The 14,514-nt window shown below is 60.3% G+C and carries 13 protein-coding genes; 11 read left to right on the top strand and 2 right to left on the bottom strand.

Features of this window, described 5'->3' with window-relative positions; genetic code table 11:
• The first annotated feature begins 92 nt into the window (after positions 1-92).
• Entirely contained in the window at positions 93-1,382 is a 1,290-nt protein-coding gene (locus PSH59_RS12020; RefSeq protein ID WP_305395156.1) for a glycosyltransferase, read from the top strand.
• Positions 1,383-1,454: 72 nt separating this feature from the next.
• Complete coding sequence (locus PSH59_RS12015) at positions 1,455-2,360, top strand: AraC family transcriptional regulator (RefSeq protein WP_305395155.1); 906 nt, start codon at positions 1,455-1,457, stop codon at positions 2,358-2,360.
• A gap of 360 nt (positions 2,361-2,720) precedes the next feature.
• Here the strand turns inward: PSH59_RS12015 and PSH59_RS12010 are convergent, their stop codons facing one another.
• On the bottom strand, positions 2,721-3,182 hold the full coding sequence (locus PSH59_RS12010; RefSeq protein WP_305395154.1) for a DUF6392 family protein: 462 nt from the start codon (positions 3,180-3,182) through the stop codon (positions 2,721-2,723).
• The gene (locus PSH59_RS12005; RefSeq protein WP_305395153.1) at positions 3,182-4,648 is read right to left on the bottom strand and encodes an S-type pyocin domain-containing protein; all 1,467 of its coding nucleotides are present in this window, start codon (positions 4,646-4,648) and stop codon (positions 3,182-3,184) included. Before PSH59_RS12005 ends, PSH59_RS12010 begins: the two co-directional genes overlap by 1 nt.
• 525 nt (positions 4,649-5,173) lie before the next feature.
• Here PSH59_RS12005 and PSH59_RS12000 point away from each other — a divergent pair.
• The 9 genes from PSH59_RS12000 (at position 5,174) to PSH59_RS11960 (ending at position 14,448) form a co-directional block, all read left to right on the top strand.
• Positions 5,174-5,422 (top strand): DUF6124 family protein, encoded by a 249-nt coding sequence (locus tag PSH59_RS12000; RefSeq protein WP_305395152.1) that lies wholly within the window; start codon positions 5,174-5,176, stop codon positions 5,420-5,422.
• Positions 5,423-5,709: 287 nt separating this feature from the next.
• Positions 5,710-7,032: a sugar ABC transporter substrate-binding protein gene (locus tag PSH59_RS11995; RefSeq protein WP_305395151.1), complete on the top strand. Its 1,323-nt coding sequence runs from the start codon at positions 5,710-5,712 to the stop codon at positions 7,030-7,032.
• A gap of 99 nt (positions 7,033-7,131) precedes the next feature.
• Positions 7,132-8,022: a carbohydrate ABC transporter permease gene (locus PSH59_RS11990; RefSeq protein WP_248083773.1), complete on the top strand. Its 891-nt coding sequence runs from the start codon at positions 7,132-7,134 to the stop codon at positions 8,020-8,022.
• Between the two features lie 10 nt (positions 8,023-8,032).
• Positions 8,033-8,863 carry a carbohydrate ABC transporter permease gene (locus PSH59_RS11985; RefSeq protein ID WP_003173672.1) on the top strand — a complete coding sequence of 277 codons (831 nt, stop codon included), beginning with the start codon at positions 8,033-8,035 and terminating at the stop codon, positions 8,861-8,863.
• A 36-nt stretch (positions 8,864-8,899) separates the two neighbouring features.
• Positions 8,900-10,003 (top strand): ABC transporter ATP-binding protein, encoded by a 1,104-nt coding sequence (locus PSH59_RS11980; protein ID WP_305395150.1) that lies wholly within the window; start codon positions 8,900-8,902, stop codon positions 10,001-10,003.
• Between the two features lie 18 nt (positions 10,004-10,021).
• Positions 10,022-11,503, top strand: coding sequence for a mannitol dehydrogenase family protein (locus PSH59_RS11975; protein WP_305395149.1), 1,482 nt, complete (start codon positions 10,022-10,024; stop codon positions 11,501-11,503).
• A gap of 154 nt (positions 11,504-11,657) precedes the next feature.
• Positions 11,658-13,139 carry a xylulokinase gene (gene xylB / locus PSH59_RS11970; protein ID WP_305395148.1) on the top strand — a complete coding sequence of 494 codons (1,482 nt, stop codon included), beginning with the start codon at positions 11,658-11,660 and terminating at the stop codon, positions 13,137-13,139.
• Between the two features lie 12 nt (positions 13,140-13,151).
• Entirely contained in the window at positions 13,152-14,090 is a 939-nt protein-coding gene (locus PSH59_RS11965) for a carbohydrate kinase (protein WP_305395147.1), read from the top strand.
• A gap of 100 nt (positions 14,091-14,190) precedes the next feature.
• Positions 14,191-14,448 carry a DUF2790 domain-containing protein gene (locus PSH59_RS11960; protein ID WP_248083768.1) on the top strand — a complete coding sequence of 86 codons (258 nt, stop codon included), beginning with the start codon at positions 14,191-14,193 and terminating at the stop codon, positions 14,446-14,448.
• Positions 14,449-14,514: the final 66 nt, after the last annotated feature.

Below are 14,514 nucleotides of genomic sequence, written 5' to 3'. Positions count from 1 at the left end.
TTTTCGCCACCGCCGACCAACACCAGGGTCGGCTGTGGTTTAATTGCGGCGTTTTGCCATGCCCTTACTCCCGCCGCCAAGGAACTTTTTTGATGAATCAGCCCGCCACCAAAGTCCTGGTCATTGGCTATGTCTGGCCGGAGCCGCGCTCCTCGGCCGCAGGCGGGCATATGATGCAAATCCTCGAGAGCTTTCTTACGCAAGGCTGGGACATCACCTTCAGCAGCCCTGCCGCACTCGGCGAGCACAAGGCCGACCTGCTCAGCCTGGGTATCGCCGAATGCGCCATCGAGCTCAATAACAGCAGTTTCGACGATTTTATCCGCGAACTGACCCCGGATATCGTGCTGTTCGACCGTTTCATGATGGAAGAACAATTTGGCTGGCGCGTGGAAAAGTGTTGTCCGGATGCCCTGCGGGTCCTGGAAACTTCCGACCTGCAAAGCCTGCGCGACGCCCGTCACCAGCGTCTCAAGGACCACCTCAAGGCACACCCTGACAGCAACGACTTCAGCGCGCTGTTCACGCCCGCCCTGCCGGAGGAATTCCAGCTGATGGCCGACACCGACCTGGCCAAGCGCGAGATCGCCGCGATTTACCGCTGTGACATCAGTCTGATGATTTCCGACGTGGAAATTCGCCTGCTCACCGAACAGTTCAAGGTGCCGGCCGCCCTGCTCCACTGGTGTCCACTGATGATGGCGCCGCCGAGCGGTGCTTTCGCGCCCTTCGAAGACCGTGCGCATTTTCTGAGCATCGGCAATTTCCGCCACGCGCCGAACTGGGACGCGGTGTTATGGATGAAAAACAGCCTGTGGCCGCTGATTCGCCAGCAACTGCCGGGGGCGCAGTTGCATATCTACGGTGCCTACACACCGCCCAAAGCCACCGCGCTGCACAACCCCGCCCAAGGTTTTCATGTCATGAACTGGGCCGAAGACGCCCTGCAAGTGATGACCGCCGCGCGTATCTGCCTGGCGCCGCTGCGCTTCGGTGCCGGTATCAAGGGCAAACTGGCCGATGCGATGTTGTGCGGCACACCGAACGTCACCACACCGATTGGCGCCGAAGCCATGGGCGATGAACAACCATGGCCCGGCCTGATCGAACAGAGCGCACCAGCCCTGGCGGCCGCGGCCGTCGCCCTTTACCAGGACCGCGAGCGTTGGCACCAGGCCCAGGCACATGGCCGTCAGTTGCTTGCCCGTCGTTATGACCAAGCGATCCACGGCCCTGCACTGGTGGCCTGCCTGGAACGCTGCCGACACCAACTCGCCGCCCATCGCCGCACAAACTTCACCGGCAGCATGCTGCGCCATCACGCGCATAAAAGTACCCAATACATGTCCCAATGGATCGAGGCCAAAAACCGCCTCGTGTAAACGCCGACGCTGGCGAGGGCGCGCGCGAGGGGGCATTATCCTACGCAGCAACCACAATAAAGCGACGGCAGCATGACCCGAGCAACGCGAATCAAAGACCCTTCCTACGAGCTGATGGACGATCACAACGGTCTGTCAATCATCTATCGCCAGCACGGCTTCCCCTGCCCGCTGGTGCGCTGGCATTTCCACAAGGAATACGAGCTGCACCTGATCGTCGCCAGCTCCGGCAAGGTGTTTATCGGCGACTACATCGGTAACTTCTACCCGGAAAGTCTGTTCCTCACCGGCCCCAACCTGCCCCACAACTGGATCAGCCAGGTCGAAGAAGACGAGGTGGTGCCCAAGCGCGACATGCTGGTCAATTTCACCGAGGACTTGCTTGACGGCGGCAGTCAGATCTTTACCGAGCTCAAGACCCTGACGCCGCTGCTGGAACGCGCGCAGTACGGGATTGAATTCCGCTGCAAAAAAACCATCGCCCAGGCCATGGCCCTGATGCAGCGCATCGAAGACGCCCAGGGCATGGCGCGCCTGGGGCATTTTTTCATCCTCCTTGACGTGCTGAGCGCCTGTGAGGACTACCAACTGCTGTCCGGCGCGACCACGCCACAGCTGGCTGACGAACACAGCATCGACCGCACCAACCGCGCCGTCGATTACATCTTTGCCCATTACGCACGCGAGTTGCCGCTGGAGGAAGTGGCGGACTACCTGGGCATGAAACCGACGTACTTTTCACGGGTATTCAAACAGGCCACCGGGCGCACGTTTATCGAATTCGTCAATCGACTGCGCATCAGCAAGTCCTGCGAATTGCTGGCCGATGGCGATAAAGCGGTCACGGATGTGTGTTTTGAATCGGGGTTCAACAATATCTCCAACTTCAATCGGCGCTTTCAGCAGCTTAAGGGCATGACGCCGTCCCACTATCGGCGGTTGGCGGTGCAGCGGTTGACTGAGCAGAATCTGGCTTGAAATAAATTAAACTCACTGGCTTATTCTCCGTCAGACAACAACGCTGAACTGATTCATCGGGAAAACGAACGGGGGCGGCAAACTGCCTTTGTAAACGGAATCTCTCGCGCCGCTTTTAATAAGCGCTAATAAAACCTTCTCAAATATCTTATTTTCTTTGGCAAATCAGAATTCCACGCCCTCAGCCGGAAACTGAACCCACTCTTCGTTTTCAGGGGTATCCAACAACGGCGTCAATGAGTCACTGGAAGCTAAGCTCTCATTGATCAAGTAGGAACAGCACAGGCAAGCGATACGCCAGTGTTACCACTGGCGATCATGCTGGCCGTTCGACTGCTCTATGGCTGGGGCAAGACCCTCTTAATTGATCAACGAGAAACTGATATTGTTCACAGCAAAACTTTCAAGATAGCTAATTATAATTTTTGCACTCGGATGCAATTCGCTGGGCAGCCTATATGCGTCCCATCCCCCTCTTATTCCCAGCCCACCCGGAAGCCTGGCGCGACCTCTCGACTCCATAGGTTCTCCCAGAGCGCTACGCACACCTTGCTGATTCATCATCAGTGAAAATGGAGTGGGTAACCCTCCGGTGTAAACCGGTTGGCCGACCGTCGGGATGAATGTGATCAGGATCTGTTTCAGGGACTTGGTCGTGTCACTGAAGAGCAACTCCACGCCATCTACTGGATGCATGGTTGGCCAATCGCTGTCCTCAAACGACTTCACCAGCGGTTGGTCGGGTATCTTTCCATCGGCTACAAGTTCGGTGAAACCAAGCTCTAAACTCTCCACCCACAATTTAATCGTTGGCGCGTCCATCAATACCACCCCATTTCTTTATTGATTTTATGCATTTTGGTCCGCGCATCTTCAAGGTCCGCTTCTTTAAACCCTTCTTCAAGCATGTAGGGCTTTATTGCATAAAAATTCCGATCTACCGCACCTCGTAAATCAGCAGCATCCACCTGTTGTTTGAATTTTGTGTTTCTGCCTCCGAAGGTCTCACTGTATTTTTGGTGAACCCGAGACGGTATCGCGATGCTTGCGGCGTTTTTCATTGCATGTTTTCGTTCAGCCTCTCCAAGATGTAGGAAATTTTTCACCAAGTAACGCTCTAACGCTGCTTGGGAAGGCATGTGATCCAAGTGCATTCCTTCTCTAGGCCGTCCACTGAACGCACCATAAATATCAACCTCCAACGGCCTGACCGCCGACTTGGCAAACACCAAATACAACGGCGGCAAACCCGAATCAGCCGGAAACGAAATGATCGTATCCTGCCAGGTAACATCCTCAGCTTCGCGCCCAGGGTAGTGACTGATTGCCGAATCCTGCCCCACGGCAACCGGATGCACGAACAAATTATCCAGGCGCTCCCATGTGCCTGGATACGGACTCGGCGCATTGACAACCGGCCCTTTATTTGGCGTCCAGGTAATGCTGATGCCATCCAGCACGGCCACCATCGCGCTTTTGTCCGTATTCCATCTAGCTTGCGCAACGGGTACACGATCAGCGCCACTGTCAGCCTTGGTATGTATGCCGTAAACACGCAGCTCACCTGACTCATCCTGGCGAAACTGAAACCGGACCCGTGTACTGGCCGAGCGCATTCCTGCCAGTTGTTCCGGGGTATATAACGTTGAATCACCGATATCCCGTGGCCAGAAAGCCAGCAGCATGACATTGAGTGCTGCACTGGCGCCTGCCAGCCCGCCGCGTACGGCCCAGGCACCCAGGTCGCTGCCGAGCGTTCCTGCGATCCTCCCGACAACGCCCGCCGTACCGGTCGAAGCCATGACGGCCGTGGTGCCAAAATTTCTGGCGTGTTCAGGGCTCGTTCCCGCAGCCGTGGAACCGACCGGCACCGAAACGCACGACTTGGCGAACACGCACGCGTCAGCGGCACGACTCATCGCGCCGGGCGCAGAGAAGCTCGAAACAGGAGGGGTGCGTGGGCTCGGCCCTGTCCAAATGGAGGTGTCGCGCTGGGGTTGTGTGCCGAATTCCTGACACTTAAAGCGCTGATTGGCGATCAGCTCCGGCGGTGGAACGCATTTACACCTGCAGAGATCACCCTCCAGCGCCGCTTGTTTGCCGCCCCATGATTCGCACAGGCGAGGGCCGGCAAGCTCAATGACGCCTTCAGTGCCGCATGCCGGACACGCAACCCGGTCGCCCTCCCTGGCGATCATTTGGCCGTTGAAACTGGTTCGCTCCATGCCGCTGATCACTTCGCCGCCTGCGGTGGTCTTCGCGCCCGTCATGATGTTGTAGCGCCTCACCTGTGGCGCTCCAGGCAGAAGTCGAGGGTGGCGTTGATTGGGCGAGTTGATTGTTGGATTTGGGTATCAGCGTCCTTCATGTCGCTTCCTTTTTTAGGCGCGCAGGGGATAAAACACCGTCGTGGTGTTGAATCGTGCAAAGAGGATCGCGCCGCTGTGGCGCGCAGGAAGAGGTTGCTGACTGATGGAAAAACCGGCAACTGACCGTTCGGCTAGGTATTGGGAAAAACGGAAACGTCCGACAAGGTTTTGAGGTTGTCCCTAGGACATTCAATCTCTAGTCTCCCTACACCGCTGCACACGCAGCGGTCGGGCGTCGCGGCCCGGTTTAATCAGACGCAAAGTGCCATTTCCGCTTTCAGTTGACGTTTTTTTATCGTCTACTGTGCGGCCTTATGGTGGCTGTGCGCGGGATACCTTCGGGTATGCCGGTTTCCTGATTCCGGTCCGCGAACCTGCGTACAGCTACCACCCGATCGCGTCGCGGCGGTCAGTGGTAGTTCCACTTAAATCAGGAACTTCACCATGAATAAACCCACCCCAAATCCCCCGATCGAGTCAGCCCCCAGCGTGCTGTTCACCGTGAAAGACGACATCTGCACCCAGGACTTGCTGGTCAACCTCAGCGAATCACTCGCATCTGCCCACGCGCTCGCCTGCGATTTCGCCTTTGAGCTAGACGGCTCGCGGCGAGAAGGCGCGTTGGGTATTGCGCAGTTGATCGAGATGTCTCGGTTGTTGGCTGAGCGGTTACTGGCTGAAATCGAGGGTTAAGCACAGCACTGATCGTTCCCGCGCTCCGCGTGGTAACGCCGCTTGGGACGCTCCGCGTCCCTGGTGACGCAGAGCGTCACGGTATGCATTCCCACGCAGAGCGTGGGAACGATCAGGTCAGGCAGTCAACGAGTGCAAAAAAGTATCAGTGAGCGTGTTCCCAAGGATTTGTCAGCGCGCCTTTAGAAGGCTGTAATCAACGCACACTCTTCCTGACTCCCTGTAGGAAGACACAACAACAATAACTGTCCTTCTGTAGCCCTCTGGGCGCGGAAATGGAGTGCGCGATGAAGTTCACAGCAAAAACGCTGCTTGCCTGTTCCTGCATGACGGCCTGCATGACCCTCAGCGCCGTCAGCCTTGGCGCGCAAACCCTGACGATTGCCACCGTCAATAACAGCGACATGATCCGCATGCAAAAGCTCTCGAAAACCTTCGAGGCCGAGCACCCGGAGATCAAGCTGAACTGGGTGGTGCTCGAAGAAAACGTGCTGCGCCAACGCCTGACCACCGACATCGCCACCCAGGGCGGACAGTTCGACGTGTTGACCATCGGCATGTACGAAGCCGCACTCTGGGGCGCGAAGGGTTGGCTGGAGCCGATGAAAGACTTGCCGGCATCCTACGACCTCGATGATGTATTTCCTTCCGTGCGCGATGGCCTGTCGGTCAAAGGCTCGCTGTACGCCCTGCCGTTCTACGCCGAAAGTTCGATCACCTACTACCGCACCGACTTGTTCAAGAACGCCGGGCTGAGCATGCCCGAGCACCCGACCTGGAGCCAGATCGGCGAATTCGCCGCCAAACTCACCGACAAAACCAAAGAGCAGTACGGCCTGTGCCTGCGCGGCAAAGCCGGTTGGGGTGAAAACATGGCGCTGATCACCACCCTGGCCAACGGTTACGGGGCGCGCTGGTTCGATGAGAAATGGCAGCCGCAATTCAACGGCCCCGAGTGGAAAGACGCGCTGAACTTCTACGTCGACAACATGAAAAAATCCGGCCCGCCGGGCGCGTCCAGCAACGGTTTCAACGAAAACCTGGCGCTATTCAACAGCGGCAAGTGCGCGATCTGGGTGGATGCCAGCGTCGCCGGTTCATTCGTGACCGACAAGACCCAAAGCAAAGTGGCAGACCACGTCGGCTTCACATTTGCCCCGCACGAGAAGACCGACAAAGGCACCTCGTGGCTGTACTCCTGGAGCCTGGCGATTCCAGCCAGCTCCAAAGCCAAGGACGCCGCCAAGGTGTTCACCACCTGGGCGACCTCCAAGGAATACGGCGCACTGGTCGCCAAGACCGACGGCATCGCCAACGTACCGCCGGGCACGCGCACCTCGACCTACAGCGACGAATACATGAAAGCCGCGCCATTCGCCAAGGTGACCCTGGAATCGCTGAAAGTCGCGGACCCGACCAAGCCGACGCTCCAGCCCGTGCCGTACATCGGTATCCAGTTGGTGACCATTCCTGAATTCCAGGCGATTGGTACCCAGGTCGGCAAGTTCTTCGCTGGAGCGCTGACCGGTCAGCAGACGGTCGATCAAGCCTTAAGTGCTGCGCAGACCACCACCGAGCGCGAAATGAAGCGGGCCGGTTACCCCAAGTAACCCGGACCTCCCCCCAGTCCAATGCGGGAGGGGCAAGCCCCCTCCCGCACTGACTGCGCTTCGACTCTCGCTTTGCATGCACTTGACTGGTCTATCACCATGAATACAACGCGCAAAAGCCGCCTGGCCAACCCCGGCTGGTTCCTCGTCACGCCCTCGGTCGCCATGCTGCTGTTGTGGATGATCGTGCCGCTGGGCATGACCCTGTACTTTTCGCTGATCCGCTACAACCTGCTCTACCCCGGTGAAAACCAATTCGTGGGGCTGGAGAACTTCACCTACTTCATCACCGATTCGGGCTTCCTGCCCGGCGCCACCAATACCTTGCTGCTGGTGGGCAGCGTGCTGCTGATCAGCGTGGTGTTCGGCGTGTTGATCAGCGCCTTGCTGGAGGCCAGTGAGTTCTTCGGGCGCGGCGTGGTGCGGGTGTTGTTGATTTCGCCGTTTTTCATCATGCCCACCGTGGGTGCGTTGATCTGGAAGAACCTGATTTTCCACCCGGTGTCCGGGGTGCTCGCCGCCGTGTGGAAGCTGTTCGGCGCCGAACCCGTGGACTGGCTGGCACATTACCCGTTGCTGTCGATCATTATCATTGTGTCGTGGCAATGGCTGCCCTTTGCGATCCTGCTGCTGATGACGGCCATGCAGTCCCTCGACCAGGAACAAAAGGAAGCCGCGCGCCTGGACGGCGCCGGTGCCATCGCGATTTTCTGGCACCTGACCCTGCCCCACCTGGCCCGCCCGATTGCCGTGGTGGTGATGATCGAAACGATCTTCCTGCTCTCGGTGTTCGCCGAAATCTTCACTACCACCAACGGCGGCCCCGGCTACGCCTCGACCAACCTCGCCTACCTGATCTACAACCAGGCGCTGGTGCAGTTCGACGTGGGCATGGCCTCGGCCGGCGGCTTGATAGCCGTGGTCATCGCCAATATCGCGGCGATCATCCTGGTGCGGATGATCGGCAAAAACCTGACTGACAAGCCTTGAGGGCCGCGCCATGACGCTTCAACAATCCCGTCGCCTGCAAAGCCTGCTGCTGGGCACGTTGGCCTGGGCCATCGCGATCCTGATTTTCTTCCCGATCTTCTGGATGGTGCTGACCAGCTTCAAGACCGAAATCGACGCGTTCGCCACGCCGCCGCAGTTCATCTTCACGCCGACGCTGGAGAATTACCTGCACATCAACGAGCGCAGCAACTACTTCAGCTATGCGTGGAACTCGGTGCTGATCTCGTTCAGCGCCACCGCGCTGTGCCTGCTGATCTCGGTGCCGGCCGCCTACTCCATGGCGTTCTACGAAACGCAGCGGACCAAGGGCACGCTGCTGTGGATGTTGTCCACCAAGATGCTGCCGCCGGTGGGCGTATTGATGCCGATCTACCTGCTGGCCAAGAGCTTTGGCCTGTTGGACACGCGCATTGCGCTGATCATCATCTACACCCTGATCAACCTGCCGATCGTGGTGTGGATGGTGTACACCTACTTCAAAGACATCCCCAAGGACATCCTCGAAGCCGCCCGCCTGGACGGCGCCACCCTGTGGCAGGAAATGGTCCGGGTGCTGCTGCCGATCGCCAAGGGCGGCCTGGCATCGACCGTGTTGCTGTCGCTGATCCTGTGCTGGAACGAGGCCTTCTGGTCGTTGAACCTGACCTCGTCCGCCGCCGCACCGCTGACCGCGCTGATCGCCTCCTACTCCAGCCCCGAAGGCTTGTTTTGGGCCAAATTGTCCGCCGTGTCGACCCTGGCCTGCGCGCCGATCCTGATCTTTGGCTGGATCAGCCAGAAACAGCTGGTGCGCGGTTTGTCCTTCGGTGCCGTGAAGTAACGGTCTCTCATAAAAATTCAGACGTGGAGGCCCACCATGGCCAACCTGAAAATCAAGAATCTGCAAAAAGGCTTCGAAGGTTTCTCGATCATCAAAGGCATCGACCTGGAAGTGAACGACAAAGAATTCGTGGTCTTCGTCGGCCCGTCGGGCTGCGGTAAGTCCACCCTGCTGCGCCTGATCGCCGGGCTTGAAGAAGTCAGCGACGGCAGCATCGAACTCGATGGTCGCGACATCACCGAAGTCACCCCGGCCAAGCGCGACCTGGCGATGGTGTTCCAGACTTACGCGTTGTACCCGCACATGAGCGTGCGCAAAAACATGTCGTTTGCCCTGGACCTGGCGGGCGTCGACAAAAAGCTGGTGGACAGTAAAGTCAGCGAAGCGGCGCGCATCCTCGAGCTGGGCCCGCTGCTGGAGCGCAAGCCCAAGCAGCTCTCAGGGGGCCAGCGCCAGCGCGTGGCGATCGGCCGCGCGATTGTGCGCAACCCGAAAATCTTCCTGTTCGACGAACCGTTGTCCAACCTCGACGCCGCGCTGCGCGTGCAGATGCGACTGGAGCTGGCGCGCCTGCACAAGGAACTGCAGGCAACCATGATTTACGTGACCCACGACCAGGTCGAAGCCATGACCCTGGCCGACAAGGTGGTGGTGCTCAACAGCGGCCGCATCGAGCAGGTCGGCTCGCCGCTGGAGCTGTATCACCAGCCGGCCAACCTGTTTGTGGCGGGGTTTCTGGGGACGCCGAAAATGGGCTTCCTCAAGGGCAAGGTCACACGGATTGACGCGCAACACTGCGACGTGGAACTGGACGCCGGCACCTCTGTCAGCCTGCCATTAAGCGGCCCGACCTTGAGCGTGGGCAGCGCCGTGACCCTGGGTATCCGCCCCGAACACCTGGAAATCGCCACCCCCGGCCAGACCACCCTGACCGTCACCGCCGACGTCGGCGAGCGCCTGGGCAGTGACACCTTCTGCCACGTCAACACCGCCAACGGCGAGCCGCTGACAATGCGCATCCGTGGCGACATGGCCAGCCAATACGGCGAAACGCTGCACCTGCACCTGGACCCGGCGCACTGCCATCTGTTCGACACCGATGGCGTGGCCGTGGCCCGCCCACTGCGCGCTGCCGCCTGATTTCGCGAGTACGACGTTATGAAGCTGAATAAACAGAACCTGACCCAGTTGGCACCCAACGTAAAACTGCCGACCTACGCCATTGGCAGCACCTCCCAAGGCATTGCCCACATCGGTGTCGGCGGTTTCCATCGCGCCCATCAGGCGTACTACACCGATGCCTTGATGAACACCGGCGAAGGCCTGGACTGGAGCATCTGCGGCGTAGGCTTGCGCAGCGAAGACCGCAAAGCCCGCGATGACCTCGCCGGCCAGGACTATCTGTTCACCCTGTATGAACTGGGCGACACCGACGACACCGAAGTACGCGTAATCGGCGCCATCAGCGACATGCTGCTGGCCGAAGACGACGCCCAGGCGCTGATCGACAAACTGGCCAGCCCGGCCATTCGCATCGTCTCATTGACCATCACCGAGGGCGGCTACTGCATAGACGACAGCAACGGCGAGTTCATGGCCCATCTGCCGCAGATTCAGCACGACCTGGCGCACCCGAGCGCGCCGAAAACCGTGTTCGGTTTTCTCTGCGCCGCCCTCACCCGGCGCCGCGCGGCCGGAGTTCCGGCGTTTACCGTGATGTCCTGCGATAACCTGCCGCACAACGGCGCCGTCACGCGTAAAGCGCTGCTGGCGTTCGCCGCGCTGCACAATGCCGAACTGCATGACTGGATAGCGGCCAACGTGAGCTTCCCGAACGCCATGGTCGACCGCATCACGCCCATGACCAGCACCGCCCACCGCCTGCAACTGCACGATGAACACGGCATCGACGACGCCTGGCCGGTGGTGTGCGAACCCTTCGTGCAGTGGGTGCTGGAAGACACATTCGTCAACGGCCGCCCGGCCTGGGAAAAGGTCGGCGTGCAGTTCACCGATGACGTGACGCCCTACGAAGAAATGAAGATCGGCCTGCTCAACGGCAGCCACCTGGCCATGACGTACCTGGGGTTTCTCAAGGGCTACCGGTTTGTCCACGAGACCATGAACGACCCGCTGTTCGTCGCGTACATGCGCGCCTACATGGACCTGGACGTCACGCCGAACCTGGCGCCGGTGCCGGGGATCGACCTGACCGAGTACAAACAGACCCTGGTGGAGCGCTTTTCCAACCAGGCGATTGCCGATCAGTTGGAGCGCGTGTGTTCGGACGGCTCGTCGAAGTTTCCCAAGTTCACCGTGCCAACGATCAATCGCCTGATTGCCGACGGACGCGAGACCGAGCGCGCGGCGCTGGTGGTCGCGGCCTGGGCCTTGTATTTGAAGGGCATGGATGAGAATGGGGTGAGCTACACCATCCCGGACCCGCGCGCGCCGTTCTGCCAGGATCTGGTGCGTGACGATGCCCTGATCAGCCAGCGGTTGCTGGGAGTGGAAGAGATTTTCGGCACGGCTATTCCCAACTCACCTGAGTTTGTGGCAGCGTTCGAGCGGTGCTACGCAAGCCTGCGCGACAACGGCGTCACACAAACCCTGCAAAATGTGCTGAAGAAACCGACTTAACCCTGTGGGACCTTAATTGTTTTGGCGAGCGGGCTTGCCGTGGTGAGCGGGCTTGCCCCGCGCCGGGGCTGCCAAGCAGCCCCCAGACCAATCCGCCCTGCCACAATGAAGCGCGTTACCCATCCCAAATAACAACACTGCTGAGCACACCCTCATGACCCAGCAAAACCTGTTCCTCGGCATCGACTGCGGCACCCAGGGCACCAAGGCGATCGTCCTCGACGCAGCCAGCGGCAAGGTCCTGGGCCTGGGTGCGGCGGCCCACACGCTGATCAGCGGCGCCAATGGTCGCCGTGAGCAACACACCCAGGAATGGCTCGACGCCTTCACCGAAGCCACCCATCGCGCCCTGCAGCAGGCCGGCGTGGATGGCCAGGCGATCCTCGGCATTGGCGTGTCCGGCCAACAACACGGCCTGGTCCTGCTCGACGAGCACGGCCAGGTGCTGCGCCCGGCCAAGCTGTGGTGCGACACCGAAACCGCTGAAGAAAACGACCGACTGCTGCAGCATTTGGGCGGTGAACGCGGCTCCCTGGAGCGCCTCGGCGTCGCCATCGCGCCGGGCTACACCGTGTCCAAACTGCTGTGGACCCGCGAGCAACACCCGGATGTGTTCGCGCGCATCGCCCATGTCCTGCTGCCCCACGACTACCTCAACTACTGGCTCACCGGCCGCGCCGTCGCCGAATACGGCGATGCGTCGGGCACCGGTTATTTCAACGTGCGCAGCCGTGAATGGGATGTGGCGTTGCTGCAGCACATCGACCCCAGCGGCCGCCTGGAAAAAGCCCTGCCAACCCTGATCGAAGCCAACCAGGCCGTGGGCACGATCCTGCCGGCCATCGCCGAACGCCTGGGCATCAACCCCCGTGCCATCATCGCCAGCGGCGGCGGCGACAATATGATGGGCGCCATCGGCACCGGCAACATCGCCCCCGGCGTGATCACCATGAGCCTGGGCTCATCGGGCACTGTGTATGCCTTTTCCGACCAGGCCACGGTGAGCCATCAAGCCTCGGTGGCGACGTTCTGTTCATCCAGCGGCGGCTGGTTGCCCTTGATCTGCACCATGAACCTGACCAACGCCACCGGGGTGATCCGCGAGTTGTTCGAACTGGACCTGGACCGCTTCAACGCTCTGGTCGAGCGCGCGCCGATTGGGGCCGACGGCGTGAGCATGCTGCCGTTTCTCAACGGCGAGCGCGTGCCCGCCCTGCCCCACGCCACCGGCAGCGTGCACGGCCTGACCATGACCAACCTGACCCGCGCCAACCTGTGCCGCGCGGTGGTCGAGGGCACCACCTTCGGCCTGCGTTACGGCCTGGACCTGCTGCGCCAGGGCGGTCTGCAAAGCCAGAGCATCCGCTTGATCGGCGGTGGCTCGAAAAGCCCGGTGTGGCGCCAGATGGTGGCCGACATCATGAACACCGAGGTGGTCTGTACCGAACAAAGCGAAGCCGCGGCCCTGGGCGCGGCGATTCAGGCGGCGTGGAGCCAGTCCGGCGAATCCCTGGCCAGCCTGTGCGACAAATGCGTCAGCGTCGACCCGAACAGCCGTACCCTGCCGGTGGCGGCCAATGTGGTCGCCTATCAACAGGCTTACGAACGCTATCAACAGCACGTGGCAACCCTTTAAGAGCGAACGACTATGTATCTGGTGTGTGGTGAAGCGCTGTTTGATTTTTTCAGCGAGGAGGACGCCAGCGGGCTGGCGTCCAAGGTCAACTACAAATCGATTGCCGGCGGCTCGCCGTTCAACGTAGCGGTGGGCTTGCGCCGCCTGGGGATCGAGGCCGGGTTGTTCGGCGGGTTGTCCACCGATTTCCTGGGTCGTCGCTTGTTGCAGGTGCTCAAGGATGAAAGCGTGAGCGAACAGTTTTTAGTCGAGTTCGACGCGCCGACCACCCTGGCGATGGTCGCCGTGGGCGCCAATGGCTCGCCGCAATACAGCTTCCGCGGTGAAGGCTGCGCCGACCGCCAACTGCAGGTGTCGCACTTGCCGGTGCTGGGCGATGAGGTGCGCGGTCTGCATGTCGGCTCGTTCTCGCTGGTGGTGCAGCCGATCGGCGACACCTTGCTGGCACTGGTGCAACGCGAAAGCGGCAAGCGCCTGATCAGCCTCGACCCCAACGTACGGCTCAACCCGCAACCGGACATCCAGTTGTGGCGCGAGCGCGTCGCCGAGCTGGCCGAGCATGCCGACCTGATCAAGGTCAGCGACGAAGACCTGCACCTGCTCTACCCTGGCCAATCGCCGGAAAGCGTGGTGCAAGGCTGGCTGCAACACCGCTGCCAACTGGTGTTCCTCACCCGGGGCGGCGACGGCGCCAGTGTCTTCAGTCGCAGGCACGGCACCTGGTCGCAACCGGCAGTCAAAGTGGTCATGGCCGACACGGTGGGCGCCGGCGATACCTTCCAGGCGGCGCTGATTGCCTGGCTGACCGAACAGCAGTTGGACTCCGTGGCAGGCGTGCAACAGCTCAGCCGCGATCAAATCGACGCGATGCTGGGCTTCGCGATTCGTGCCGCCGCGTTGACCTGCACCAAAACCGGCCCCGACCTGCCGTATCGTCAGCAGGTGGGCTGAAACCCACGGTTCATGAAGGTTTTGTCAGCAAGGGCGCGATTAATCGATGGTTAATCCCGCGGGTCGAGAGTGAAATCGAACCCACTTGCGGAGCACCTTCATGACACTGCGTACGTTAATGTCTGCCGGCGTACTGGCGCTGGCAGCGGTCGCGGGCCTGGCTCAGGCCGACGACCAAAAGCCCGTGCCTTACGAGTACGGCATGCCGTTACAGATCAAGCACGTGATCGCCATGAACGAAACACCGACAACTGACTGTAAGGTCATCGATGCCGAGATCAAGTTCGTGGACAAGGCCGGAAAAATCGAAGACGTGGGCTATCGCAAGTTGTCGGACGCCTGCACTTTGCAGAATTGAGCCCTGAAGGCCAGGCAGCAGGCCCGCGCAGATAGGCGTATTCTCGCGGGCTCGCCCTTTCTTGTG

Origin of the sequence: Pseudomonas sp. FP2309 (assembly GCF_030687575.1) — a bacterium.
Lineage (GTDB): Bacteria > Pseudomonadota > Gammaproteobacteria > Pseudomonadales > Pseudomonadaceae > Aquipseudomonas.
This window is presented reverse-complemented; position numbering and strand designations above follow the sequence as displayed.

Excerpts from the sequence above, each read along its gene's own strand:
- PSH59_RS11980 (WP_305395150.1), top strand. The coding sequence starts at position 8,900 with ATGGCCAACCTGAAAATCAAGAATCTGCAAAAAGGCTTCGAAGGTTTC.
- xylB (WP_305395148.1), top strand. The coding sequence starts at position 11,658 with ATGACCCAGCAAAACCTGTTCCTCGGCATCGACTGCGGCACCCAGGGC.
- PSH59_RS11965 (WP_305395147.1), top strand. The coding sequence starts at position 13,152 with ATGTATCTGGTGTGTGGTGAAGCGCTGTTTGATTTTTTCAGCGAGGAG.
- PSH59_RS11985 (WP_003173672.1), top strand. The coding sequence starts at position 8,033 with ATGACGCTTCAACAATCCCGTCGCCTGCAAAGCCTGCTGCTGGGCACG.
- PSH59_RS11995 (WP_305395151.1), top strand. The coding sequence starts at position 5,710 with ATGAAGTTCACAGCAAAAACGCTGCTTGCCTGTTCCTGCATGACGGCC.
- PSH59_RS11975 (WP_305395149.1), top strand. The coding sequence starts at position 10,022 with ATGAAGCTGAATAAACAGAACCTGACCCAGTTGGCACCCAACGTAAAA.
- PSH59_RS12010 (WP_305395154.1), bottom strand. The coding sequence starts at position 3,182 with ATGGACGCGCCAACGATTAAATTGTGGGTGGAGAGTTTAGAGCTTGGT.
- PSH59_RS11990 (WP_248083773.1), top strand. The coding sequence starts at position 7,132 with ATGAATACAACGCGCAAAAGCCGCCTGGCCAACCCCGGCTGGTTCCTC.
- PSH59_RS12020 (WP_305395156.1), top strand. The coding sequence starts at position 93 with ATGAATCAGCCCGCCACCAAAGTCCTGGTCATTGGCTATGTCTGGCCG.
- PSH59_RS11960 (WP_248083768.1), top strand. The coding sequence starts at position 14,191 with ATGACACTGCGTACGTTAATGTCTGCCGGCGTACTGGCGCTGGCAGCG.
- PSH59_RS12015 (WP_305395155.1), top strand. The coding sequence starts at position 1,455 with ATGACCCGAGCAACGCGAATCAAAGACCCTTCCTACGAGCTGATGGAC.
- PSH59_RS12000 (WP_305395152.1), top strand. The coding sequence starts at position 5,174 with ATGAATAAACCCACCCCAAATCCCCCGATCGAGTCAGCCCCCAGCGTG.